This is a genomic window from Rhodococcus rhodochrous (genome assembly GCF_900187265.1).
Lineage (GTDB): Bacteria > Actinomycetota > Actinomycetes > Mycobacteriales > Mycobacteriaceae > Rhodococcus > Rhodococcus rhodochrous.
The window spans coordinates 1,714,323-1,734,924 of sequence record NZ_LT906450.1 but is presented as its reverse complement, the minus strand read 5'-3'; the positions used below and the strand labels follow the sequence as shown (position 1 = coordinate 1,734,924).

Below are 20,602 nucleotides of genomic sequence, written 5' to 3'. Positions count from 1 at the left end.
TAGACTGTGCTGCAGGTCACACGAGGGAGTAGCTCGATGCCCGATCGCTCCGCAGCACGCAGCCGGCAGGCACCGACCGCCGACAGTCCCGACCGGATCCGCAACGTTGCCCTGGTGGGGTGCAGCGGCTCCGGGAAAACCACCCTCACCGAATCCCTCGCCGTCGCCGCGGGCGCCGTCGGGCGCGCCGGGCGCGTCGCCGAGGGCACCACGGTGTCCGATTACGAGGAGATCGAGCAGCGCCACCGCCGGTCGGTGCAGCTGTCCGTCGTCCCCCTCGAATGGAACGACATCAAGATCAACCTGATCGACACGCCGGGACATCCCGACTTCGACGCCGAGGTCCGCGCGGGCCTGCACGCCGCCGACGCGGCGATCTTCGTCGTCTCCGCCACCGATCCCATCAGTGCCGCGACCCGCGCGCTCTGGCGCGAATGCGACGACGAGGCGATCCCCCGCGCGATCGTGGTGAACAAACTCGACGTCGCCCGGCACAGCTTCGACGACATGCTCACCGACTGCCACGACGCCTTCGGATTGGGACCGGACACCCTGCGGGCCATGTTCTATCCCGTCTACGACGGCGACCGCCCGATCGGATCGATGGGTCTGCTGACGGGCCGCAGCTACGGCGAACCCGGTCCGTGCCCGGTGTCCACCGAGGCGCGGGAGAGCCTCGTGGAGGCCATCTCCGGCCAGGACGACACGCTCATGGAGCGATTCATCGCCGGCGAGCAACTCGACACGGCCTCCCTGCAGGAAGGGCTCACCCGCGAGATCCTGGCCTGCACCCTGCACCCGGCCGTCCCCGCCGACGAGACGGGGATCGGCGCCGTCGAACTCCTCGAGTTGATCACCACCGGTTTCCCGGCGCCGACGCACCGCGGTCGTGGGGCACCACCGTGCGATCCGGACGGTCCGCTCGCCGCGCAGGTCGTGCGCGTGGCCGGCGACTCCTATGTCGGGCGGATCAGCCTGGTGCGCGTCTACTCCGGCACGCTGCGACCCGACACGATCGTCGCACTGGCCGACGGCGACCGCGACAGCCGCGAACGCATTCCCGCCCTGACGAGCCCGTTCGGCAAGCAACAGCGCCCGGTCGGCGAGGCCGTGGCGGGAGACATCGCCTCCGTCGGGAAACTCGCGACCGCACAACCCGGCGACGTCCTGTACGACCCCGACCATCCGGTCCCACTCGACCGGTGGCCCACCCCGACTCCCCTGCTCCCCGTCGCGATCGAGGCACACACCCGCACCGACGACGACAAGCTGTCGCAGGCCCTGTCTCGCCTCGCCTCCGAGGATCCCGCGCTGCGCGTCGAACAGAATCCCGAGACCCATCAGCTCGTGCTGTGGTGCACGGGTGAGGCGCACGCCGAACTGGTCCTCGAACGGTTGCGCACCCGGCACGGTGTCCAGGTCGACACGGTCGAGCATCGGGTGCCGCTGAAGGAGACCTTCGCCGGACCCGCGAAAGGGCACGGCAGGCTCGTCAAACAATCCGGCGGGCACGGCCAGTACGCGGTCGTCGACGTCGAGGTCGAACCACTGCCGGTGGGCAGCGGAGTCGTCTTCGCCGAGAAGGTGGTGGGCGGTGCGGTTCCGCGCCAGTTCATCCCGTCCGTGGAGAAGGGCGTGTACGCGCAGGCCGAGAAGGGTGTGACGACGGGATATCCGCTCGTCGACGTGCAGGTCACCCTGGTCGACGGCAAGGCCCACTCCGTGGATTCGTCCGACGCGGCCTTCCAGGCCGCAGCCGGGCTGGCCCTGCGGGATGCGGCCGCGCACAGCACCGTTCGCGTACTCGAACCGGTCGCCGCCGTGCGGGTGATCGTGCCCGAGGAGTATCTCGGCGCTGTCCTCGGTGATCTGTCGGCCCGGCGCGGACGGGTGCTCGGCACCGAATCCCCCGAGCCGGGTGTCGCCCTGCTGCGCGCGGAGGTTCCCGAACTCGAACTCGGCCGCTATCCGGTCGAACTGCGGGCCATCACGCAGGGCACCGCCGATTTCGCCCGCCAGTATCTGCGGCACGAACCGATGCCCGAGAACCTCGCGGCCCGCTACGGCGAGTCGGACTGACCACTGCAACGGACGGGCAGCGTGTCAGCATGAACGCCATGAGCGTTCTGCTGTGCTTCCACGCACACCCCGACGACGAGGTATTCCTCACCGGTGGCGTGATGCGCCGGGCCGCCGACGCCGGGCATCGCGTCGTGCTCGTCGTCGCCACCGACGGTGCCCGCGGCGAGTATCCCGACGGACTGCTCGCGCCCGGTGAATCCCTCGCCGCCCGCCGCACGAAGGAACTCGAGGAATCGGCCCGGGCGCTGGGTGCGGCGAGGGTGGTGCCCTTCGGATACGGCGATTCGGGGATGGCCGGCACCGCCGGCAACCACGACCCGAATGCCTTCGCCAACGCCGATCCGAGCGAGGTGGGAGCCAGACTGGCCACCGTGATCGAGCAGGAACGCGCCGATGTCGTCACGATCTACGACGCGCACGGCGGGTACGGCCATCCCGATCACGTCCAGGTCCACCGGGCCGGGGTCCATGCCGAACGCATCACCGGGCACGACGCCGTCTACGAGGCGTCGAGCAACCGGGACCACCTGATGCGGTTGCTCTCGGCGCTGCCGGACACCCCCGACGACGTGCGCCCACCGGACCTCGGGACCTTCGGCCTGCCGGAGTCGGAACTGACCACCGCGGTGGACGTGTCGGAGGCGCTGGGTGCCAAACGTGCGGCGATGGTCGGCTACGAGTCGCAGATCGGCGACTTCGGGCCGATGCTGAACATGCCCGAGGAACACCTGCGCGCCGCCTTCGGCGTCGAGTGGTTCCGGCGCCGCGGCCTTCCGCCCGGGCTGCAGGAGACCGAGCTCCCGCTCTGAGCTAGGCGGCGGGCACGGTCTCCTCGAGTTCGCCACTGGCCACGTCGAAGACGAACCCGCGCAGCGAGGTGGTCTTCGTGACGAACGGGCTGGTCTCGATGCGGCGCAGCGATTGGCGCACGTCCTCGTGCGGGTCGCGGAAGGACTCCGGTGCCCAGGCCGGGCGGATACCGGTGTCGTCCTGCACCGCGCGCGTGAACTCGTCGTCGGTGAAGGTCAGCATGCCGCAGTCGGTGTGGTGGACCAGCACGATCTCGGTGGTGCCGAGCAGTCGCTGGCTGATCGTGAGCGAGCGGATCACGTCGTCGGTCACGGCGCCGCCGGCGTTGCGGATCACGTGGGCCTGACCCTCTTCGATGCCGAGCGCCCGGTACACGTCGAGCCGGGCGTCCATGCACGCCACGATCGCGATGTGTTTGCTGGGTGGAAGCGGCAGCGGGCCGGAGAAGCCGGCCGCGTAGGTCTCGTTGTTCCTCAGGAATTCCTCGGTGACGGTCATCCTCGTCCCCCTTCGTCGTCGGACAGACCGCCACGATGATCGTCCGCATCGCCGTCCCCGTACAGGGTGGTGATCGGCGTGAGCAGAACCGTTGCGGAGTACCGCGCCGGGAGCTGCTGCCGTTTGACCGTTCCGGCGCTCGGGTACCGCTCCCCTGCACCCTACGAACGAAGGACGGACGTCGATGGACAACGCCCCCAAGCACGGCTCGGGCCGCCCCGAGGACAACGACGACCTCACCGGCCAGAAGATCAAGAATCTCGTCGACAAGCTCGAGCAGAAGGTCGAGAACGAACGCGAGGAGGAGGGTGCGCCCGGCAACGTCGCGGACCGGGTGAAGACGGAGAAGGTCGAGCCCGACGATCAGGCTCCCGAATGAGCCGGTCTCAGGCGTAGACCCGCCCGTAGAGATCGCGGATCTCCTCGGCCGTCGGGATCCTCGGGTTGTTGTTCGGGGATCCCGACGCCAGCGCCTGCTCGGCCATGACCGGGACCCTCTCGTCCCAGGTCTGCTTGTCGATGCCGTACGACTTCGGTGTCGGCACCTCCACGTCGCGACACAGTTCCTTCAGCGCGACGACCAGGTCTGCGGCGGCCGTCGCATCGGACGCGTCCGCCGAGGCCGCGCCGAGGGCCCGGGCGCAGTCGGCATAGCGGGACTCGGCGGCATCCACCGAGAACTCGGTGACCGCCGGGAACAGCATCGCGTTCGACAGTCCGTGCGCAACATGGAAGTGCCCCCCGATCGGACGGCTCATGCCGTGCACGAGCGCGACGCTGGAGTTGGAGAACGCGATGCCCGCCTGCGTGGCGGCCAGCATCATCCGCTCGCGCGCCTCGGCGTCCTGCCCGTCCGCGTAGACGCGCCGCAGTACCTGTCCGATGGTGTCGATCGCGACGAGCGCGAGGCTGTCGGAGAACGGGTTCGCCTTCCTGCTGACATAGGCCTCGATGGCATGGGTGAGTGCATCCACGCCGGTGCCCGCCGTCAGGCGCGGAGGCATCGTCATGGTGAGCCGATAGTCGACGATCGCAGCGACCGGCAGGAAGGCCAGGCCCGTGCACAGCATCTTCTCGTCGGACTCGCTGTCGCTGATGATCGTGAACTGGGTTGCCTCCGAGCCGCTTCCCGCCGTGGTCGGCACGGCGATCACCGGTAGCGCCGGGCCGATGTTGTCGCGCGGCGCCTTGTAGTCGCGCATGTGGCCGCCCTTCCGGGCGAGCAGGCCGAGGGCCTTGGCCGTGTCCATCGGGCTTCCTCCACCGAACCCGATCACACAGTCGGCGTCGTGCTCGGCGACCGCTGCGACACCCGCGTCGAGCGAGGCGGTGGTGGGGTCGGGAACGGTCTCGGCGAAGACGGCCGGCCGCAGTCCGGCGGCCTCGAGCTGCGCGACCATCCGATCCACCGCACCGGTGCCGACCAGGAACTTGTCGGTCACCACCAGGGGCCGGGCGAGTCCGAGTCCGGCGACCACCTCCCCGATCTCCTCGACGGCGCCCCCGCCGACGCGCATGATGCGTGGAAGTGCGATGGAAGCCACGTGCGATCCCTCCTCGAGTATCCGTCCGACGGGTCGTGTCTACCGCATCACAACCGTGAGCGGAGGCATCCGGCGGATCTCGGGGAGTCTCAGCTCTGGACGATCCGTAGTACATCCCCGCCTGCCCCGGAGCCCTTCCGCGCGGTGAGCAGCCCGAGGCGCTCGAGGTCGTCCGCGCGGTAACCGGGCCATCCGTGCAGCATGCGACGCCACCGCCCCGGCACCGCGGACGCACCCCACCGGGCGCCGAGCAGTCCACCCGCGATGGCCGCGACCGTGTCGGTGTCGTTGCCTGCGCGCACGGCCAGTTCGAGCGCCTCCGGCAGGTGTCCAGGGCCGTCGGTGCGGGCGTGCGTGATCGCCCACCACGCGGCCTGCAGGGCGTGGACGACCCAGCCGTTGTTGTCGAACACGCGCGGGCTCGGCGCGGCCTCCGCCTCGTCCAGCAGCACCGCCCACCGCTGTGCGGCGGGCTGGGACAGGCAGGACAAAGCGACCCGCACCCCGTCGAAGGTGCCGTGGAGGACGGCGTGACGGATCGCGAACGACCACAGCCGGCACGCTTCGGATGCCTGCTCGTCCGCGTGGGTGAGGCTGCTGATCGCATGGGCCGCGTCCAGGCACCGCTCGGCGTCGTCGAGGAAGGCGAGCCCGACGGGTGCGGTGCGCATGAGCGATCCGTTGCCGCCGGTGCGCCCCGGGAGGCTGCGGGCGCGCGCCGTCATGGTGGCGGCGGTGGGTCCCGCCTCGCGCAGGACGGCACGCGTCTGGTTGCCGATGTCCTTGGGGTCGGTGGCGTACCAGCGGAGGAACTGCGCCGCGACCGCGTCGAGTCCGGCACCCTCACCGATGTCGATGCCGGTCGCCGAGACCTCGGCGATGGCGAGGGCCATCGAGGTGTCGTCGGTCCACTCGCCGGGCGCGAACGGCCCGAGTCCGCCGCCGATCATGTCGATGGGCGTGGTGTCCGTCGGATACGTGAATTCGTATCCCGCCCCGAGTGCGTCGCCTGCTGCGGTGGCGAGCAGGACTCCGGCGGCCCGGTCGTTCTGTGCTGCGGTCGTTTCCATGAGCCCCTCGCTTCGATCAAGTCTGCGCTAAAGTTAGCGCATCGATGATTGAATGTCCACCATGGGCACACCGACCGATTCGACCGGCAGGTCGCTCACCGACTACCCGCGCCCCTCGGTGGCCGTGGACGTCGCGGTCCTCACCGTCGACGAAGTACTGAAGGTACTGGTCGTCGAACGTCCCGACGGCAACTTCGCCCTGCCCGGCACATTCCTGCACCCCGGTGAGCGACTCGCCGAGGCCGCCGAACGCGCCCTGCGCGACAAGGCCGGGCTCACGGGCGTCGACTTCCACCAGCTCGCCATGCTCGACGATCCCGAGCGCGACGACCGCGGATGGGTGCTGTCGATGGCCCACGGCGCCGCGGTGCCGGTCGCCGAGATCCCTGCGGAGGCGCATCTCGTGCCGACGACCGAGACCACCGACCTCGCCTTCGACCATGCCGAGATCGTCGACCTGGCGGTCGCCGACCTGCGACGCCGGTACTCCGCCGAGGTCGACCCCGGCAACTTCCTCGGCGAACAGTTCACCGTGCTCGACCTGCGGATGCTGTACGAAACCGTCTATGCCCGCAGCTATCCCAAGGACACCTTCCGCCGGCACCTGCTGCACGGTCTCGAACCCACCGGCGAACTGCGCAGGGAGGGTACAGGCCGGCCCGCCGAGATCTACCGCCGGCGCGGCACTCCCCTGCCGTCGTCCACCGCCGCCTTCCTCCTGCAGTGACGAATCAGGACGCCAACGCGTGCGCGATCTCCGCGGCGACCGCGACGTTCCCGCGATAGACCGCGACATTCGTCTCGAGCGAGCGCCCCTCGGTGGCCCGGTGCATGTGGTCGAGCAGGAACGGGGTGATCGCCTTGCCGCGTGTCCCGGCCTCGGCGGCGGCGTGCTCGGCCTCGGCGAGCACGCGATCGTGCAGTTCCGGATCGATCTGCGCCTCGGCCGCCACCGGATTCCCGACGAGCACCGCCGCCCGCAGACCCAGCCCGTCCCGCGCCCGTGCCACCGCTGCGGCCTGCTCCGCCGACTCCACCTCGTCGACATCGCAGCCGCTGTCGCGCACATAGAAGCCGGGAAAACGCGTGGTCCGATAGCCGACCACGACCACCCCGAGCGTCTCGAGCCGTTCGAGTGTGGCAGGGATGTCGAGGACGGATTTGACGCCGCCGCTCACCACGAGGATCGGAAGTGTCGCCAGCGCAACGAGATCCGCGCTCTCGTCGAAGGTCGACGAAGCTCCCCGATGCACGCCGCCCAGGCCGCCGGTGGCGAACACGTCGATCCCGGCGCGATGCGTGAGCAGCGCCGTCGCCGACACCGTCGTCCCGCCGTGCAGCCGCTTGGCCGCTGCGACCGGCAGGTCGCGGATACCGAGTTTGACGACCGGGACGTCCTCCGCGCCGAGCATGCGGATCTGCTGTTCCGACAGACCTACCGTCGGGGTTCCGTCGACGACCCCGATGGTTGCGGGCAGCACCCCGGAATCGCGCAGACGTTGCTCGGCCTCGAGGGCAACCTCGACGTTGCGTGGCCGGGTGAGTCCGTGCGTGAAGATCGTCGATTCGAGCGCCACGACCGGCCGCCCGGCCGCGATCGCCTCGCGCACGTAGTCCGCGACGCGGATCGTTTCGCTCATACGACCGACGATAACGCGGCCTAACCGATCGACGCGGCCGTGCGACGTCCCATCTTCGCGAGGATCCGGGCCGTGCGGTCTGCGTCCTCGGGAACCGGCACCGCCGGAGCACAGACACCGTCCATGTAGAGCGCGTCGCCGAAACTGTCGGCGCCGGCCTCCATCCGGTCGAGTTCGGCGTCCGAGAAGGTCACATCGACCCCCGCGCTGCGTGCGATGTCCCAGCGATGCACGATCATGTCCCAGACGTAGAACTGCTCGAACGTCGCACCCACCGTGGTCGGCCCGAAGTATCCGTCGTATGTCTTCGAGACGAAGGAGTCGTCCGCGAGGATCTCGGCGATCCGTGCCGTGTGCGTCCTCCACGCCTCGACAGGACGGTCGGTGTCGGACCGCTCGCCCATCTCGACACCGCGTCCGGCGAAGAAGTCCCGCTGCGTGTCGATGACGTGGGCCAGAACGTCGCGCGCCGTCCACCCCTCACACGGCGACTGCGCATCCCAGTCGGTGTCGCGAAGCGACGAGATCACGTCGGTGAGCGGCTGGTCGGCCTCTGCGTGTCGCAGTGCTGTTGTATTCATGACTCGATACTGACGACCGGCGAGCGTGAGGTATTGATGAAACCCGACGGCGGCGACCCGGGGTCGCACCTTTTCGGCGGTAGCGATGGCACCGACCGCGTCGGCGGTCGCGACGACACCGAACGTGCCCACCTGAAGGATCCGCACGACGCCTCGCACACCATCCACCGCTATCCCGCCGCACCCGACCTCACGGATCTGATGCAGCGGTACTGGATTCCCGTCTGGTCCGTGCCGGCCGACCGGGAGGCACCCCAGCGGGTGCTGCGCTATCCGGTCTGCCAACTGGTGGTCGCGCACGATTACGCGCGCTTCTACGGCGTCGAGCACGGGCTGTCCACGGTCACCCTCACCGGCGAGGGCTGGGCGGTCGGGTCCATGCTCAGCCCGGCGGCCGGGGCACTGATCACGGGCACCTCGCTCGCGGCGTTCACCGACCTGACCGTCGACCTCACCGATGTCCTCGGCGACGCCGGCGCGCGTCTGATCACGCGGGTTCGGGAGGCGATGTCGCACGGCCCGGACTCCCCGGAGTCGCACCGCGCCGCGACGGAGGCCTTCGACGACGTGCTGCGCGCCTATCTGCCGATCGACGAGGAGGGGCGGCTCGTCAACCGGGTGGTGGCGTTCGTCGAGGAGCACTCCGACGTTCTGCGGGTCGAGCAGGTACGGGCCGAATTCGATCTCAGCGAGCGGGCACTGCAACGCCTGGTCCAGCGACGGATCGGGCTGACCCCGAAGTGGCTGATCCAGCGGCGGCGACTGCAGGAGGCCGCCGGGCGCCTGCGCGAGGGGCCCGGCTCGCTGTCGGAGGTCGCCGCCGTCCTCGGTTACGCCGACCAGCCGCATTTCGTACGGGATTTCGCCAGGGTCGTGGGTATGACGCCGGGCGCGTTCGCGGCTCGTTACGGCGGTGGCTGACCGCCCTCGCCGGATGCGGTTTCCCGAATTCGGGCGGATGTACCACATAGTGGAACGTCACAAACCTGCGACGCTTCTCGATCAGGTAAATGTAACGAAGCACACAGTGCAAACGACCTACCTGTCGAAGCACCAAAGCAGGACGAAGGGGTTCATCGTGGGACACGACCGCCTACTTTTCATCGGACGTCCGGATGCGGACGAGGTCGCGCACTGGAGCACACTGCGCGAACTCGCTCCCCAGCGAGGATGGAAGCCCACCCGGACCTTCGAACCCGGCGAAGTCGCCTGGGCCGTCGCCGCCGGCAGCGCCTTGGAGCAGTCCGGACCGATCGCCGAGGTGATCCATTCGCTGCAGGAAGCGCACATTCCTTGCACCAGCGCACTCGACGCGATCCGCCACGCGTACTCGGCCTCGCGCCTGTCGGTCTGACTCACAGGCGGGTGGCCGTCTCGCCGTCGCGGTGCGGCCACTCGCTGTGCGTTCTGCCTTCGGCTAGCCGAAGGGACTGACGTCGAGCCAGGACGCCAGAAACCCGGTGTCGCCGAAGACCTCCACGTCGGCTGCGTCCACGGCGCGCCGACGGTAGAGCACCAACAGCAGTTCCGTCAGCGGTCCGCGTACCGCCACGGCACTCTTCTCGTGGGCATGCCGCCACGCGAAGTCCTCGCCGGTCAGGTCCACGACCCACTCCGCCGAGGTGTCCGTCGCGTGGAAGTGCAGTGTCCGGTCGGGGCCGTGCAGCGCGCGGTGCCGTTCCACATCGCGCCGCGGCCAGGTGACCACCGCCAGGTCGAGCCATTCGTCCACGCAGTCCACGGCGAGATCGTGAGCCGCCTCGAAGTCCGCTCCCAACGCGAGCACGGCGTCGGCACGATGCACCACGGTCTCGTGGGCGAAACGTCGGGCGAAGAACTCCGGTGTCTTCTTGCCGCCCGGGATCGGCGTCCACACCCGCATGTCCGGGCCGACCTCCCGAAGCGCGGCCTCGAGTTCGCGCGCTCCTTCCCGCAACCACGGGATCAGCTCGTCCGGATCCTCGTCGACGTAGTCCGCCAGTTCCCGCATCGCGCGGTCGGTGCGCGGCATCGCCCCTTCACCGCGGACCGCCTCGCTCGCCCAGCGGTGGCCGTAGCCGATGTGCCGGGCGAGCTGACCGACATTCCATCCCGGGCACGACGGCACCGGTGTGCTCATGTCCTGCCCGGCCAGTGAGTCCACCAGCAGTTCCGTCTGTTCGACGATCTCTCCGCAGTAACGCGCGTAGTCCAGCATGTCTGCCCTTCGTGCTCGGCTCGATACCCGCCCCGATTCTGCACGGTCGGCCGTAGTCTGGGCGCCATGCCGGCCGACGAGAGCGCACTCGAAGCCCTGTTCCCTCCCACCGGTGTCGCCGTGCTCGCGACGATCAAACGCGACGGGCGACCCCAGTTGTCGAACATCACCTACCGGTACGAGCCCGCGACCCGCACGTTCTCCGTCTCCGTCACCGACGATCGGGCGAAGACCCAGAACATGCGCCGAGACCCGCGCGTGAGCCTGTTCGTCGACTCCGACGACAAGTGGTCCTACGCCGTCGCGGAGGGCGAGGCCGAACTGACACCGGTGGCCGCGGACCCCCACGACGACACCGTCGAGCAGCTCGTCGAGTTGTATCGAGCGGTGCAGGGCGAGCATCCGGACTGGGACGACTTCCGGGCCGCGATGGTCGCCGATCGCAGGTTGCTGCTGCGTGTGCGGGTCTCCCGCTTCTACGGCGCCGCGCGCTGATCCTGTGGCACCGCGACGGGCACCGGCACGTATCGCGGGATGTACCGGTACATCACTCCGGCACCGACGAGGGCGAGTGCCCCGATCGCGGTGGCACCACCGGCGAGCGACACGGTGGCCACCGCTCCGACGACGAGTGGTCCCGCGAACGATCCGGTGTCGTGGGTCAGTCGCCACGCAGCCAGGAACTCGGCACGCGCGTGCGGTGGTGAGACGTCGGCGCCGAGCGTCATGACGATGCCGTTGCTCATACCGTTCGCCGTCCCGAGCACCACCGCGACCACCACGAGCCACCACAGCTGCTGCGACAGCGGCAGGATCAGGAAGGCCGTGCCGAACAGCAGCAGCGCCGGTACGGCCGTCACCCGGCGGCCGTAGCGGTCCATCAGAACTCCGGCCGGGTAGGCCAGCGCCACGTCCACTGCCGCCGCAACGCCGAAGATCAACGAGACGGTCGCCGGCGCCACCCCGATGTGATCGGCCCACAACGGCAGCACCGCGTCGCGTGAGGCGCGCGACGCGCCGACGAGCATCGCACCGACACCCAGCGTCCCGAGGACCGTCCGGTGGGAGGCCGCCACCGCGATCACGCCGCCGCTGCGCCGCTCCGACCTGTCCGGTTCCGACACAGCGGCATTCACGACGAGCGCCCCGGAGACGACGATCGCGACGACCTGGACGATCAGCCCTCCGCTCACGCCCGTCAGGTGCACCGCACCGGCACCGACGAACGGACCGACGAACACACCCGCCCTGCTCATAGCGGCGTTCGCGGAGATGCCACGGGCGCGCATGTGCAACGGCAGGGCACCGGCGAGATAGCTCTGCCGCGCGAGCCCCCACACCGCGTTCGCGAAACCGGTGAGTGTCGCGCCCACCGCGAGCACCGCCGGGGTGGGCGCCGACAACGACACGAGCACGCCGGTCGCACCGAGCGCCGATCCGAGGACGATCGCGCGACGTTCCCCGAAACGCGCGACCACCGTGCCCGACGGCAGGTCGCCGAGGACCGCCCCGAATGCGACCAGCGCGACGATCAGTCCCGCGACCGGCACGGACGCGCCGAGTTCGCGGGCGAACAGCGCCATCATGGGAGCACCGGCACCGGTGCCCAGACCGAAGATCGCCGACGGGACGAACAGCGACAGGAAGAACGGACGGAGCCCGGGTCCGGGCTCCGTCCGTTCGGTCACGCGGTTCAGACTGCCTCGAACGGTTCGCCCTCGAGCGCGACGGATTCGCGTCCGTCCGGTCCGACCGGCACGTCACCTTCGAGAGTGATGCGGTACAGGCGCCGATCGTGTTCGGTGACGAGATCGCTCGGGGCGAGATGCACGGCGGATCGGTTGTCCCAGAATGCGATCGATCCCGGCTCCCACTTGAAGCGGACCGTGTACTCGGGACGGCCGAGTTCCTCGAAGAACAACCCGAGCAGACGCCGGCTCTCGTGCGGCGAGACCCCCGAGATGTACTGCGTGAAGCCGGGGTTGACGTACAGCGCCTTCTCCCCCGTCTCCGGGTGCACCCGCACGACCGGATGCTCACTCACCAACGGGCGACGCTCGACGCGACGCAGGTAGTCCTCGGTCGGCTTCGCACCGTCACCCGGAGTGAAGCGGTGCACCGCACGCAGTTCGTCGGCGAGTCGCTGCACGGGCGCCGACAGACCGTTGTACGCCGCCACCGCGTTCGACCACTGGGTGTCGCCGCCGTAGGGCGGGAGGGTCTCGGCGCGCAGGATCGACGCGAACGGCGGGTTGACCGCCGCCGTGACGTCGGCGTGCCAGCGCACCTTGTCGTAGCCGCTGCTGTTCGCGATGCGCGCCTTGAACCGGTCGCGGAAGATCGGGTAGATCGTGGGGTGGTCCGGGTCGGGAATCGAGTCGAACAGCGGATGCGCCGGGGTCGGCTTCCCGAAGTACGACGAGAACCGCAGATGCTGGTCGTGGTCGAGGAACTGGTCGCGGAAGAACACAACCTTCCACTTCAGCAGCGCCTCTCGGATGGTGGTGATCTCGTCCTCGGCGAGTTCGCGGGTCAGGTCGACGCCGCGGATCTCTGCTCCGGCATGGCCGGACTGGGGGACGACGTCGAGGCGGGTGGCGGCCTGGGTCATGGGACTGCTCCTTCTATCGGTGGAACATCTTCTATGGGTGGGACATCGGTGACGGGTCGGATCAGGGAAGCGGATCCGGAACGCTGTCATCGGCCTCGTTCTGCGCGACGACGATGTCGTTGTAGCGGCCGTCCACGTATGGCGAGACGTCGACGGGAACGGTCATGGTGCCGGTCTCGTAGAGCCCGTCCGCGACGCTCTGGAACAGCGCGATCGACTTCTCGTCGATCGGGTAGAACCGTCCGCTGCCCGTGTGGTCGAGCAGTTCGCGGCCTTCCTCGGGTGTCATCCCCTGAGTGCCCACGTGATACGCCTCCACCCACTCGTCGGGATGCGAGGCGATCCAGTTGTTCGCGGCGACCGAGCGTCCGACGTAGTCGCCGATCGCTGCGGCCTTCGCAGGATCCTCGAGGGTCTGCTTCCGCACGATCAGGGTGTTGATGCCGGTGTTGATCCCCGTGCCGTCGCCGACGATGGGCGGTGAGCCCACCTTGTAGTACTGCACGCCGGTGAGGATCGCGGCGTCCACGGCTCCGGAGGAGAAGGTCGGAGCGACCTCCGCGCCGGCCAGTTCGACCGCGTCGATGTCGGTCTTCGGGTCGAGTCCTGCCTTCGCCAGCAGGCCCGCGACGATCATGTGCCGGCCCGTTCCGGGCGGGTACGCGACCTTCTTGCCCTTCAGGTCGGCCACCGTCTCGATGTCGCTACCCGGCTGCGCCACCAGGAAGTAACCGCCACTACTGCCGGGATTCGCTTCCAGTGCGATCGCGACGATGTCGGTGATCCCGTTCGCGACCGCGATCGGGATGGGTGCTTCACCCAGGGCACCGATGTCGGCGGCACCGGAGCGCAACGCCTCGATCACGGCCGGACCACCGCTGAAATCGGCGAACTCGAGGTCGTACGGCAGATCCTCCCCCGCCCCGGAGAGGTAGAGGGGTTGCGAGCGGGTCGCGTTCTGCTCGGCGACGACGAGCTTCACACCGTCGGGGATGTCGTCGCCGGTATGCGCGATGGTGGCCTCGGCGAGGGCTTCCTGCCCGTCGGCACCGCCGAGGCCGCACGCGGATGCCGCGAACAGCACTGCGAGCGACGGCACCACGAGCCATCGCGAGCGAACACTACGAAACACAGTCGATCCTTCTCGGGAGGCGTCCGGACCTGCTGTCCGGACGTAGGGGGAACACGGGCCGCGCTCAGCGCGCGGGACACAGCACGCTCAGCGCGCGTCGGGCTGGTCGCCGACACCGAGTTCGGTGAGCAGGCGGCGTCGCAGGGCGACGAACTCGCGGGAGTCGCGCCCCCTCGGGCGCGGCACCTCGACCTGCGACGACAGGGAGATCACCCCGTCGGTGAGGACGATGACGCGATCCGCGAGCAGGATCGCCTCGTCGACGTCGTGGGTCACGAGGAGCACCGCGGGCCGGTGCTTGGCCACCAGCTTCTCGAGCAGGCCGTGCATGCGGATCCGGGTGAGTGCGTCGAGAGCGCCGAAAGGTTCGTCGAGCAGCAGCAGTTGCGGTTCGCGGACGAGTGCCCGGGCGAGGGCGACCCGCTGCGCCTCTCCCCCGGACAACGTCCGCGGCCAGACCTTCGCCTTGCTCTCGAGTTCGACCTCGGCGAGCGCGTCGAGCGCCTCGGCCCGGGTGCGGGCGTTGTCCGGTCGTCCGATGTTGACGTTCGTCAGCACCTTCTGCCACGGCAGCAGCCGGGGGTCCTGGAAGACGATGGCCTGTTTCGCCGGCACCCGGAGATACCCCTCGACGTCGGGGTCCAGCGCTCCCAGCGCCCGCAGGAAGGTGGACTTGCCGGAGCCGCTCCGGCCGAGCAGCGCGACGAATTCTCCGGGGGCGATGTCGAGATCGAGGCCGTCGAGCACCACCTGCTCGCCGAACACGCGCCGCACACCGCGGGCGACGACGACGGAATCGAGCGCGGTCCGTTCGGTCACATCAGTTGCCATCGAACGACCTCCTCCACGTGAGCAGGCGAGCTTCGAGGGCGCGCACGATGAAGATCGAGAGCAGACCGAGGATCGCGTAGACGGCGATCAGGACGAAGACCACGTCGAGCTGAAAGTATTCGCGCGCGTCGCTCATCATCCGTCCCAGACCACGTTTGGCGTTGATGGTCTCGGCGAAGATCAGCGACAACCACGCACCGGTCAGGGCGAGCCGCAGGCCGATGAGGAAGCCGGGCAGCGCGCCAGGGAGGATGACCCGACGGATCAGTTCGCGGCGCTGGACACCGAACGATCGTGCCGCTTCGACGAGTCCGGCATCCACGCTCCGGATCGCGGAGAACGTGTTGATGTAGATCGAGACGGCCACGGCGAGCGTGATGAGCAGGACCTTCGGGGTCTCACTGATACCGAACCACACGATGAGCAGCGGAACGAGCGCGAAATTCGGTACGGCGCGCAGGATTTCCATGTTGGCGTCGACGAAGTTCTCACCGACCCGCGACAGTCCCGAGACCAGCGCGAGGACCAGGCCGAGCACGATGCCGATGAGCAGGCCGTTGCCGACCCGCAGCAGGCTGATCGTCATGTGTTCCTGCAGTTCCCCGTTGGCGATCAGTCGCCACGCCGCGGTGAGCACCGACAGAGGCCGGGGAAGGACGTTCTCGCCGGACAGGCCGCTGGACGCGGTGAGTTGCCAGGCCACGACGAGCAGGACCGGCCCGAGCAGCCGCTGGGCCGAACGCGGAACGCGGGACGAACTGCGGGTCTTCCGGCTGATCGCGGTGGGATCGATCAGTCCCGATGCCCCGGTCGTCTCGGGCGTGTCCGCGACATCCGGTGTCGTCCTGCGCGCCTTGTCGAGGATGGTTGCCACGATCAGCTCACCCCGACCCGACGTCGAAGCGTGTGATTGCTCGTCATGGTCGCCGACAGTAAGGAGTGCCCGCACGGCCGAGCCACCCTTGTGATCGAGGTGATCGCAATCGGCCGCCTCGGCGGGTGCCCCAGGAATCACGGTGATCGCAACGGTTCGTTCCTCGCCGGAAATGGACTGCACTGGAACGGATTCCTGTCGGGACTTCGGAAGGTGTCCACCTTGCCCTCTCAGCTCCATCTCAACGTGTTCATCACCGGCGCCGGTCATCACGAGGCGTCCTGGCGTCTGCCCGGCACGGCACCCGAACGGGTTGACGACGTCCACTACTTCCGTGAGATTGCGCAGACGGCCGAGCGCGGGAAGTTCGACTCGATCTTCTTCGCGGACGTCCCGGCCGTGGGTCGTCACTACGACCGGGTGGCCCAGAGCAGTTTCGAACCGCTGACGCTGCTGTCCGCGCTGGCCCTGGCGACCGAACGGATCGGGCTCATCGGCACGGTCTCGACGACCTACACCGAGCCGTACAACCTTGCGCGCCAGTTCGCTTCGCTCGACCACATCAGCCGTGGACGTGCGGGTTGGAACATCGTCACGTCCTGGTCGTCCGCCGCCGCCTACAACTTCGGTGTCGACGGCCGACCCGGCCACTCGGAGCGCTACGCCCGCGCCGCCGAATTCCTCGACGTCGCAACGGCATTGTGGGACAGCTGGGAGGACGACGCGGTCGTGCTCGATCGCGACACCGGGGTATACGCCGATGCGCGCAGGGTGCACCGGATCGACCACGCGGGCGCACACTTCCGGGTGCGTGGACCCCTCGACGCCGCACGTTCCCCACAGGGCCGACCCGTACTGGTCCAGGCCGGATCCTCAGCGGACGGCCGCGCATTCGCGGCGCGTTACGCCGAAGCCATCTTCACCGCGCAGGTCGACCTGGACGATGCGCGCCTGTTCTACCGCGACGTCAAGCAGCAGGCCGCCGAATTCGGCCGCGATCCCGAGGCGGTCAAGATCCTGCCCGGCCTCTCCCCGATCGTGGCGTCCACCGAGGCCGAGGCGCGACGCATCGAACAGGATCTCGCCGACCTGTCGATCCCCGAGGTCGGACTGGCACACCTGTCTGCGAGGTTCGACGACGTCGACCTGTCGGGCTTCCCGCTGGACGGCCCGGTGCCGCTGTACGCTCTGCCCCGCCCCGAGGACGTGCAGGGAGCGCAGAGCCGATCACGCATCATCTTCGACCTCGTCGAGCGCGATCCCGGCCTGACACTGCGCGAGCTCCTGCACCGCCTCGCCGGGGCCCGCGGTCACGGCACGGTCGTCGGCACACCGGAGCATGTCGCCGATCGCATCGTCGCGTGGTTCGAGGCGGGTGCCGCAGACGGTTTCAACATCATGCCGCCCTATCTGCCCGGCTCGTTCGAGGTCTTCGTCGACGAGGTCGTACCGATCCTGCAACGTCGTGGAGTGTTCCGCGCCGAGTACGAAGGGACCACGCTCCGCGACCACTACGGGCTGTCGCGGCCGGCCGGACTGTTCTCGCAGGTGCCCGTTTCGTAGTCGATTCGGGTGTCCTCGACGTCGCTGAGCGCAGTCGGAACCACCGAAGTTCCTGTCAGGGATGCGTCCGGAACAGAATCTCGGAGATCGGACGGCGCGGCGTCGCCGCATCCGGAACCGGCCCCGAGCGGACACCGACCCGGATCATCGCTTGCGGCGCACCCTCGATCCGGGCTGTGTCACGCAGGAACACTCGTGCGGATTCCGACTCCGTCAGATGCGTGACGGAGCACGTGGCCAGCCCGCGGGCGGTGCACGCGAGAAGCACGGCCGACAGGGCCTCACCGCTCCGCAGCCAGTCGAGCCGCGTGTCCGTCGTGGTCGACAACAGAAGTATTGCGGCCCGGTCCTCGGCTTCGGCCGAGTCGCCGGTCGCGCTGCCGGGAGGGAACTCCCGTTCGGTCGCCACCGTGCGTTGCCCCGGAGGGAGTGCGTCGGGAGGTATTCCGTCCGGGTACATCCCGTGCCCGGCCCACCAGGAAAGTTCCGTCTGGTAGGCCGCATCGGAGCGACGCTCACCACCGATGCGACGGGACAACTCTTCCAGTGCAGGTCGCTCGTGTTCGGCGATCGCGCTCAGGTGGACACCGGTGGACTCGACGAGCGTCTGCAGAGCGCTCTCGGTCTGCTCCCACTGCGGTGGAGCCTCCATCGGCAACCGTTCGGTACGCCGGTGACCGATCGCCTCTGCCATCCGGAGGTCGATGTCTGATACCGCGTCGGTCCGGTGGAAGCGCAGGGTCGCGAGACAGCGACGATTCGTCGGGTCGGGCATCCGCTCGACCTCCGTCGCCCAGTGTCGGGCGATCAATGCCGTCCGAAGATGGTGCAGCACCGCTCCGCAGGACAGCAACATCTGGCGACCGGACGGATCGGTGGCCGGCAGGATGCGATCGTTGTCGCTGAACAGCGTGAGCCCGTCCGCGTCCAGAACCCACCGCCACGGCTGACTGTTGTGCAGCGACGGCGCGCGGCCCGCCGACGCAACGGCGGATTCGAGAGTCCGACGGTCCGGCATCGTCTCCACTGCTGCCTCCGGATTTCGAAAGCCCCGTCTCCCAGTGTCGTATACGACCGGGGATTCCGACGGGATTCCGGCGTTCGGCCGTACTGTGGGCCGATGTACTCGTACAAGGTGGTCGAGATCCGCGAAGGCATGTTCGGCGGCAAGATGTCCGGCGACAAACTCGAGAAGATCCTCAACGACCACGCCCGCGCCGGGTGGCGTCTGAAGGCCATCACCTCCGCCGACATCAAGGGACGGGTCGGTCCCGGCGGCGTCGAGGGAATACTCGTGACGTTCGAACGCGAGGAGTGAACACGATTTCGGTGGTCCCGGCCCCGCTGAGCGGGGGGTGGAACCACCGAAATCGTTCGTGTGCGGGTCAGGATGCGAGCAGGCGACGGAACGAGCTGCGGTGGAACACGATGGGTTCGACGTCGGCGTCGGTGAGCAGTTCGTTGATGCGCAGCACGACGATCGCGTGATCGCCCGCCGGAACCTCCTGCTCCACCGTCACGTCCATGCGCACGCTCGTGCCGGACACGAACAGCGCGCCGCCCTCACGGCTCTCGATGTCGATACCGGCGAAGCGGTCGCCGTTCTTCGCGGCGAGCACCCGCGCGGCACCGTCGTGCTCCTCGCTGAGCACGCTGATGCCCAGGTGCGGGAGCGACGACAGTCGCGGCCAGGTGGTCGAGGTGTTCTGCACGCAGAACGAGACGAGCGGCGGGTCGAGCGAGACCGGCACGAAGGTGCTCGCCGCCATCCCGATCCGCTCTCCGTCCACCTCCGCGCAGATCGCGACGACGCCCGAGGGGACGTGCGCAAATGCCTGACGCAGAGACGGTCCGTCGAGAGTGGTCATGAGGCGGCCTCGTTTCGGAGTGCGGCGGACAGCACCGGCGACCAGCGTTCGGCGTAGTCCGCGATACGGGTATCGGTTGTGTAGGTCGAATCGTGAAGATACAGGCCGGGCGCCGGGGTCGTGGCGCCCAGTTCCACCAGGACGGGCTTGAGCAGCAGGTCGGGTGCCAGCGCGTGCGCAGGACCTGCGCCGAGCATGAGCGGCACCGCGACGACGTCGCGCAACCCGTCACCGGTGGCGAACTGGTCGAGGAACAACTTGAGGACGCCGGTGTAGGTGGCCTTGAAGGTGGGACTCGCGAACACCACGAGATCGGCGGCCGCGACGGTCTCGACCGCGGCGGCGACGGTCTCGTCGCCCCAACCGAGCAGTCCCGCGCCGAGTGTGATCACGTCCACAACGTGATCGGGCTCTCGTCCGGTGAGCGCCGTGGCGAGGCGGGCTCCGGCGTCGAGAGTGCGGGATGCGGGCTTCGGGTTGCCCGCGACGACAACGATCGTCACTGGAGTTCACCTTCCGGATCGGCCCTCCGGAGGAGAGCGAAGTACCCCGCCATCCTTCTCTCCGGTCGAGCGGACCGGAACCGTTTCGATCCGCACGAGCGGAAAGCTCGACGACCCCTCGGTAGGGTCGGGTGGATGAGTGTCGCGGAGTCACAGTCAGCCCCCACCGACGGTCTCGCGGGATGGGCGCTCGACCTGATGGACCGCCTCGGCGGTGTCGGTGCCGGCATCGCGATCGCACTCGAGAACTTCTTCCCTCCGCTGCCCAGCGAGGTCATCCTGCCGCTCGCCGGGTTCGCGGCGAGCCTGGGCAGCTTCACCCTGTTCGGTGCGCTGTTCTGGACAACGCTCGGTTCGGTGGTCGGCGCTCTCGGCCTGTATTCGATCGGCCGCTGGGTGGGTGAGGACCGGATCCGCAGGGCGGTGCGGAAGTTGCCGCTCGTCGACGTCGACGACCTCGACCGTTCGACGGCGTGGTTCGAGCGGCACGGACGCAAGGCCGTCTTCTTCGGCCGGATGGTGCCGGTCTTCCGCAGCCTCATCTCCATCCCCGCGGGTGTCACGCAGATGCCGATCTGGCAGTTCCTGGCCTTCACCACCGCGGGCAGTCTGATCTGGAACTCGATCTTCGTGCTGGCCGGCTATCAACTCGGCGAGAACTGGAGCGCGGTGGAACCGTATGCCTCGGTGCTGCAGTACGTCGTGATCGCCGTCGTCGTCGCGGTAATCGCCTACGGGCTCGTCCGTCGCATCCGCTCGCGCGCGAAGAACACCGCTTCGGACAACCGCAACTGACGG

The 20,602-nt window shown here is 68.8% G+C and carries 24 protein-coding genes; 10 read left to right on the top strand and 14 right to left on the bottom strand.

What is annotated here, in order from left to right; genetic code table 11:
• Positions 1-36 precede the first annotated feature (36 nt).
• Both CKW34_RS07930 and CKW34_RS07925 read left to right on the top strand, forming a co-directional pair.
• The gene (locus tag CKW34_RS07930; protein ID WP_059383649.1) at positions 37-2,079 is read left to right on the top strand and encodes an elongation factor G-like protein EF-G2; all 2,043 of its coding nucleotides are present in this window, start codon (positions 37-39) and stop codon (positions 2,077-2,079) included.
• A 38-nt stretch (positions 2,080-2,117) separates the two neighbouring features.
• Positions 2,118-2,891, top strand: coding sequence for a PIG-L deacetylase family protein (locus CKW34_RS07925; RefSeq protein ID WP_059383721.1), 774 nt, complete (start codon positions 2,118-2,120; stop codon positions 2,889-2,891).
• 1 nt (position 2,892) lies between these two features.
• Here CKW34_RS07925 and CKW34_RS07920 read toward each other — a convergent pair whose 3' ends face one another.
• On the bottom strand, positions 2,893-3,390 hold the full coding sequence (locus CKW34_RS07920; protein ID WP_059383648.1) for a beta-class carbonic anhydrase: 498 nt from the start codon (positions 3,388-3,390) through the stop codon (positions 2,893-2,895).
• Positions 3,391-3,574: 184 nt separating this feature from the next.
• Between CKW34_RS07920 and CKW34_RS07915 the strand changes: the two genes are divergently transcribed.
• The gene (locus CKW34_RS07915; RefSeq protein ID WP_059383647.1) at positions 3,575-3,769 is read left to right on the top strand and encodes a hypothetical protein; all 195 of its coding nucleotides are present in this window, start codon (positions 3,575-3,577) and stop codon (positions 3,767-3,769) included.
• Between the two features lie 7 nt (positions 3,770-3,776).
• On the opposite strand, the gene CKW34_RS07910 is transcribed toward CKW34_RS07915, so the two are convergent.
• On the bottom strand, positions 3,777-4,907 hold the full coding sequence (locus CKW34_RS07910) for an iron-containing alcohol dehydrogenase (RefSeq protein WP_059383720.1): 1,131 nt from the start codon (positions 4,905-4,907) through the stop codon (positions 3,777-3,779).
• Between the two features lie 116 nt (positions 4,908-5,023).
• On the bottom strand, positions 5,024-6,004 hold the full coding sequence (locus CKW34_RS07905; protein ID WP_059383646.1) for an ADP-ribosylglycohydrolase family protein: 981 nt from the start codon (positions 6,002-6,004) through the stop codon (positions 5,024-5,026).
• Positions 6,005-6,065: 61 nt separating this feature from the next.
• Here CKW34_RS07905 and CKW34_RS07900 point away from each other — a divergent pair, with 61 nt between their 5' ends.
• The gene (locus CKW34_RS07900; RefSeq protein ID WP_059383645.1) at positions 6,066-6,731 is read left to right on the top strand and encodes an NUDIX hydrolase; all 666 of its coding nucleotides are present in this window, start codon (positions 6,066-6,068) and stop codon (positions 6,729-6,731) included.
• Between the two features lie 4 nt (positions 6,732-6,735).
• On the opposite strand, the gene CKW34_RS07895 is transcribed toward CKW34_RS07900, so the two are convergent.
• Entirely contained in the window at positions 6,736-7,644 is a 909-nt protein-coding gene (locus CKW34_RS07895; protein ID WP_059383644.1) for a pseudouridine-5'-phosphate glycosidase, read from the bottom strand.
• Positions 7,645-7,664: 20 nt separating this feature from the next.
• Positions 7,665-8,225 (bottom strand): TIGR03086 family metal-binding protein, encoded by a 561-nt coding sequence (locus CKW34_RS07890; RefSeq protein ID WP_059383643.1) that lies wholly within the window; start codon positions 8,223-8,225, stop codon positions 7,665-7,667.
• Between the two features lie 36 nt (positions 8,226-8,261).
• Between CKW34_RS07890 and CKW34_RS07885 the strand changes: the two genes are divergently transcribed.
• The gene (locus CKW34_RS07885) at positions 8,262-9,146 is read left to right on the top strand and encodes a helix-turn-helix domain-containing protein (protein WP_059383642.1); all 885 of its coding nucleotides are present in this window, start codon (positions 8,262-8,264) and stop codon (positions 9,144-9,146) included.
• 13 nt (positions 9,147-9,159) lie between these two features.
• Positions 9,160-9,579, top strand: a complete 420-nt coding sequence (locus CKW34_RS07880) for a hypothetical protein (RefSeq protein WP_231921850.1) — start codon at positions 9,160-9,162, stop codon at positions 9,577-9,579.
• A gap of 63 nt (positions 9,580-9,642) precedes the next feature.
• Here CKW34_RS07880 and CKW34_RS07875 read toward each other — a convergent pair whose 3' ends face one another.
• Positions 9,643-10,422 (bottom strand): maleylpyruvate isomerase family mycothiol-dependent enzyme, encoded by a 780-nt coding sequence (locus CKW34_RS07875; protein WP_059383640.1) that lies wholly within the window; start codon positions 10,420-10,422, stop codon positions 9,643-9,645.
• Positions 10,423-10,479: 57 nt separating this feature from the next.
• Here CKW34_RS07875 and CKW34_RS07870 point away from each other — a divergent pair, with 57 nt between their 5' ends.
• Positions 10,480-10,917, top strand: a complete 438-nt coding sequence (locus CKW34_RS07870; protein WP_370670868.1) for a PPOX class F420-dependent oxidoreductase — start codon at positions 10,480-10,482, stop codon at positions 10,915-10,917.
• Here CKW34_RS07870 and CKW34_RS07865 read toward each other — a convergent pair.
• The 5 genes from CKW34_RS07865 to CKW34_RS07845 form a co-directional block, all read right to left on the bottom strand.
• Positions 10,899-12,110: an MFS transporter gene (locus CKW34_RS07865; RefSeq protein ID WP_059383638.1), complete on the bottom strand. Its 1,212-nt coding sequence runs from the start codon at positions 12,108-12,110 to the stop codon at positions 10,899-10,901. The two genes, CKW34_RS07870 and CKW34_RS07865, sit on opposite strands and share 19 nt — an antisense overlap.
• Positions 12,111-12,115: 5 nt before the next feature.
• Entirely contained in the window at positions 12,116-13,033 is a 918-nt protein-coding gene (locus CKW34_RS07860) for a TauD/TfdA dioxygenase family protein (RefSeq protein WP_059383637.1), read from the bottom strand.
• Between the two features lie 61 nt (positions 13,034-13,094).
• Entirely contained in the window at positions 13,095-14,165 is a 1,071-nt protein-coding gene (locus CKW34_RS07855) for a PhnD/SsuA/transferrin family substrate-binding protein (protein WP_231921847.1), read from the bottom strand.
• Between the two features lie 87 nt (positions 14,166-14,252).
• Entirely contained in the window at positions 14,253-14,996 is a 744-nt protein-coding gene (locus CKW34_RS07850; protein WP_059383635.1) for an ABC transporter ATP-binding protein, read from the bottom strand.
• The gene (locus CKW34_RS07845; RefSeq protein ID WP_080968354.1) at positions 14,986-15,870 is read right to left on the bottom strand and encodes an ABC transporter permease; all 885 of its coding nucleotides are present in this window, start codon (positions 15,868-15,870) and stop codon (positions 14,986-14,988) included. Before CKW34_RS07845 ends, CKW34_RS07850 begins: the two co-directional genes overlap by 11 nt.
• Before the next feature lie 213 nt (positions 15,871-16,083).
• Between CKW34_RS07845 and CKW34_RS07840 the strand changes: the two genes are divergently transcribed.
• Positions 16,084-17,433: an LLM class flavin-dependent oxidoreductase gene (locus CKW34_RS07840; RefSeq protein WP_059383718.1), complete on the top strand. Its 1,350-nt coding sequence runs from the start codon at positions 16,084-16,086 to the stop codon at positions 17,431-17,433.
• Between the two features lie 55 nt (positions 17,434-17,488).
• On the opposite strand, the gene CKW34_RS07835 is transcribed toward CKW34_RS07840, so the two are convergent.
• On the bottom strand, positions 17,489-18,451 hold the full coding sequence (locus CKW34_RS07835; RefSeq protein ID WP_059383717.1) for an Acg family FMN-binding oxidoreductase: 963 nt from the start codon (positions 18,449-18,451) through the stop codon (positions 17,489-17,491).
• Positions 18,452-18,553: 102 nt separating this feature from the next.
• On the opposite strand from CKW34_RS07835, the gene CKW34_RS07830 reads away from it, so the two are divergent.
• Complete coding sequence (locus tag CKW34_RS07830) at positions 18,554-18,751, top strand: DUF4177 domain-containing protein (protein WP_059383634.1); 198 nt, start codon at positions 18,554-18,556, stop codon at positions 18,749-18,751.
• A gap of 67 nt (positions 18,752-18,818) precedes the next feature.
• On the opposite strand, the gene CKW34_RS07825 is transcribed toward CKW34_RS07830, so the two are convergent.
• Together CKW34_RS07825 and CKW34_RS07820 are read right to left on the bottom strand one after the other, a co-directional pair.
• A complete protein-coding gene (locus tag CKW34_RS07825) occupies positions 18,819-19,301 on the bottom strand; it encodes a flavin reductase family protein (protein WP_016692074.1) in 483 nt (160 codons plus the stop codon).
• Positions 19,298-19,804, bottom strand: coding sequence for an NADPH-dependent FMN reductase (locus CKW34_RS07820; protein WP_059383633.1), 507 nt, complete (start codon positions 19,802-19,804; stop codon positions 19,298-19,300). Before CKW34_RS07820 ends, CKW34_RS07825 begins: the two co-directional genes overlap by 4 nt.
• 135 nt (positions 19,805-19,939) lie before the next feature.
• Here CKW34_RS07820 and CKW34_RS07815 point away from each other — a divergent pair, with 135 nt between their 5' ends.
• Complete coding sequence (locus tag CKW34_RS07815) at positions 19,940-20,599, top strand: DedA family protein (RefSeq protein ID WP_059383632.1); 660 nt, start codon at positions 19,940-19,942, stop codon at positions 20,597-20,599.
• Positions 20,600-20,602 lie beyond the last annotated feature (3 nt).

Coding starts and splice junctions, on each gene's coding strand:
- CKW34_RS07885 (WP_059383642.1), top strand. CDS start 8,262: ATGAAACCCGACGGCGGCGACCCGGGGTCGCACCTTTTCGGCGGTAGC.
- CKW34_RS07825 (WP_016692074.1), bottom strand. CDS start 19,301: ATGACCACTCTCGACGGACCGTCTCTGCGTCAGGCATTTGCGCACGTC.
- CKW34_RS07875 (WP_059383640.1), bottom strand. CDS start 10,422: ATGCTGGACTACGCGCGTTACTGCGGAGAGATCGTCGAACAGACGGAA.
- CKW34_RS07895 (WP_059383644.1), bottom strand. CDS start 7,644: ATGAGCGAAACGATCCGCGTCGCGGACTACGTGCGCGAGGCGATCGCG.
- CKW34_RS07835 (WP_059383717.1), bottom strand. CDS start 18,451: ATGCCGGACCGTCGGACTCTCGAATCCGCCGTTGCGTCGGCGGGCCGC.
- CKW34_RS07815 (WP_059383632.1), top strand. CDS start 19,940: ATGAGTGTCGCGGAGTCACAGTCAGCCCCCACCGACGGTCTCGCGGGA.
- CKW34_RS07905 (WP_059383646.1), bottom strand. CDS start 6,004: ATGGAAACGACCGCAGCACAGAACGACCGGGCCGCCGGAGTCCTGCTC.
- CKW34_RS07915 (WP_059383647.1), top strand. CDS start 3,575: ATGGACAACGCCCCCAAGCACGGCTCGGGCCGCCCCGAGGACAACGAC.
- CKW34_RS07880 (WP_231921850.1), top strand. CDS start 9,160: ATGCGGTTTCCCGAATTCGGGCGGATGTACCACATAGTGGAACGTCAC.
- CKW34_RS07920 (WP_059383648.1), bottom strand. CDS start 3,390: ATGACCGTCACCGAGGAATTCCTGAGGAACAACGAGACCTACGCGGCC.
- CKW34_RS07910 (WP_059383720.1), bottom strand. CDS start 4,907: ATGCGCGTCGGCGGGGGCGCCGTCGAGGAGATCGGGGAGGTGGTCGCC.
- CKW34_RS07900 (WP_059383645.1), top strand. CDS start 6,066: ATGGGCACACCGACCGATTCGACCGGCAGGTCGCTCACCGACTACCCG.
- CKW34_RS07925 (WP_059383721.1), top strand. CDS start 2,118: ATGAGCGTTCTGCTGTGCTTCCACGCACACCCCGACGACGAGGTATTC.
- CKW34_RS07830 (WP_059383634.1), top strand. CDS start 18,554: ATGTACTCGTACAAGGTGGTCGAGATCCGCGAAGGCATGTTCGGCGGC.
- CKW34_RS07890 (WP_059383643.1), bottom strand. CDS start 8,225: ATGAATACAACAGCACTGCGACACGCAGAGGCCGACCAGCCGCTCACC.
- CKW34_RS07860 (WP_059383637.1), bottom strand. CDS start 13,033: ATGACCCAGGCCGCCACCCGCCTCGACGTCGTCCCCCAGTCCGGCCAT.
- CKW34_RS07850 (WP_059383635.1), bottom strand. CDS start 14,996: ATGGCAACTGATGTGACCGAACGGACCGCGCTCGATTCCGTCGTCGTC.
- CKW34_RS07930 (WP_059383649.1), top strand. CDS start 37: ATGCCCGATCGCTCCGCAGCACGCAGCCGGCAGGCACCGACCGCCGAC.